Genomic DNA, 691 nt, shown 5'->3' with positions numbered 1-691 from the left:
CTACATTGAACAGTTACGTTTAATGTTCCAGCCTCAGTTGTCCAAGTTGGAGCAGTGGTATCTTCGATAGTAATCACTTGCGTGAAAGTATCAGAAGTATTTCCACAATCATCTTTAACAGTCCAAGTATTGGTATAAGTTCCAGCGTTAGCGCAACCTTCAGAGGCTACAAAAGCACCACTTGTTTTCACGATATTAGAAACATCACCATCACAAGAATCAGTAGCAACCGGGAATTGTGTTTGAGCAGTAGTTAAAGCTGTCGCATCGCTACATTGAACAGTAACGTTTAATGTTCCAGGCTGAGTTGACCATGTTGGAGTTGCATCACTACATTGAACAGTTACATTTAATGTTCCAGGTTGAGTTGTCCAAGTTGGGGCAGTGGTATCTTCGATTGTAATTACTTGAGTGAAAGCATCTGTAACGTTTCCACAATCATCTTTTGCAATCCAAGAGTTGGTATACGTTCCAGCGTTAGCACAACCTTCAGAGGCAACAAAAGTGCCACTTGTTTTGGTATAAGTTACAACTGAACAATTGGCTGTTGCAGTCGGAGCTTGATTTTGAGCAGCAGTTAATCCGGTTGCATCACTACATTGTAAAGTAACGTTTAATGTTCCTGCTTGTGTAATCCAAGTTGGTACTGCGGTATCCTGAACGGTAATTACCTGAGTAAAGACAGTTGAGA

Annotated in this window: 1 pseudogene; it reads right to left on the bottom strand. The window is 41.0% G+C overall.

The features are described from left to right. Positions 1-691, bottom strand: a pseudogene (locus AB674_RS22930) (hypothetical protein); the annotation flags it as partial.

It is taken from the genome of Flavobacterium sp. ABG, from assembly GCF_001027725.1.
Lineage (GTDB): Bacteria > Bacteroidota > Bacteroidia > Flavobacteriales > Flavobacteriaceae > Flavobacterium > Flavobacterium cupriresistens.
The sequence above is the reverse complement of the archived record's forward strand: the minus strand, read 5'-3'. Positions and strand labels throughout refer to the sequence as shown.